Origin of the sequence: Thermoflexus sp., assembly GCF_040289485.1 — a bacterium.
GTDB lineage: Bacteria > Chloroflexota > Anaerolineae > Thermoflexales > Thermoflexaceae > Thermoflexus.
On sequence record NZ_PSLG01000030.1, the window covers coordinates 25,848 to 27,207 of the forward strand.

Annotated in this window: 1 protein-coding gene; it reads right to left on the bottom strand. The window is 71.4% G+C overall.

Annotated elements, in window-relative coordinates; translation table 11 throughout:
- Positions 1–150 precede the first annotated feature (150 nt).
- The gene (locus tag C4313_RS06835) at positions 151–1,221 is read right to left on the bottom strand and encodes a glycosyltransferase family 4 protein (protein WP_352429122.1); all 1,071 of its coding nucleotides are present in this window, start codon (positions 1,219–1,221) and stop codon (positions 151–153) included.
- Between the last annotated feature and the right edge of the window lie 139 nt (positions 1,222–1,360).

A 1,360-nucleotide genomic window follows, 5' to 3' on the forward strand; every position in this document is an offset into this window, starting at 1 on the left:
ATGGGATCCAGGCCTATCAGGGGAACTACTTCGACATCCCGGTGGTGACCGACTTCGCCCGCCAGCAGGGATGGCTCCCCGCTTGATCCCACGGTGAGGGACCACCATCGCGGCGGCGGGCGAGCGGAGGCCCTCTCCGGCTCGGAACGGCTAGGAACGAGGCGGGAGGGCCTCTTCCGCAGATCGTGGGGAGGCCTCGGGGGGCGCTTGGCGCAGGACCCACAGGAGCAGGGTGGCCAGCAGGACCAGGGCCAGCGCCTTGTAGAGGGCGGAAGGGATCACCAGGGCGATCCCCCCGGCCGCGGCGGCGAAGGCGTAATACGTCCCCACCACCCGTCGGGGGGACCACCCGGCGTCCAGGAGGCGGAAGTGGAGATGGTCCCGCCCACCCTGGGTGGGGGACCGGCCCCGGCGCCACCGATAGGCGATGAGCCAGGCAACGTCGGCGATGGGCAGCGCCATCGCCATGACCACCGTGGCCACCTTGGCCCCCCCCACGATGGCCAGGGCCCCTAGGGTGTAGCCGAGGAAAAGGGCTCCCGAGGACCCCATGAACAGCCGGGCGGGCGGCCAGTTCCAGGGCAGGAACCCCAGACAAGCCCCTGCCAGGGCCGCCGGCAACAGGGCCACGCTGTGCTGCGGGGGATTCAGCCGGTAGCCGGCGTGGACAAAGAGAACGGCCGCCACGATGGCCACCACCCCCGCCGCCAGCCCATCCACCCCGTCCAGCCAGTTGACGGTGTTCATCATCCCCACCAGCCAGAAGAGGGTCAGGCCCCACACCAGGAGGGTGGGAAAGTAGAGGGGACGGCCGGTCAACGGGTTATTGACGTATTCGATGAAGATCAGGAAGGGGATGGCCGAGCTGGCGATGAGGGCCTGCCCCACCAACTGGAGGCCGGCCGGCAGTTCCCACCGGTCGTCCAGGAGGCCCAGCAGGACGCTGAAGGTGCCCCCCACCAGCAGGCCGGTCAACCGGATGCCCTCTTTGGGGTCGAAACGGGGGATGGGCAGGACCTGGGCCAGGAGGACGGCCCCGGTGAAGGCCAGCCAAAGGGCCAGGCCGCCGCTGCGGGGGATCTCTCCCCGATGCCGCCGACGGCCGCCGGGCCGGGCCACCAGACCCCAGCGGCGGCCCAGGCGTTTGGCCACCTCCGCCCCTCCCGCCGAGAGGGCGAAGGCCACCGCGAACACCCCCAGCGCTGCCACGGGGAAGGCCATCGCCCCTCCGTTCAGGCCACTGCGGCCCGCGTCACCTTCTCGGCGATCCGGCGCAGTTGCTGGAAAGCCTCCCGGGCCTCCAGCCGCCGGTCCGGCGGGAACCCCACGTGGACCTGGAGGTGATGCGGCTCCCCCCCCC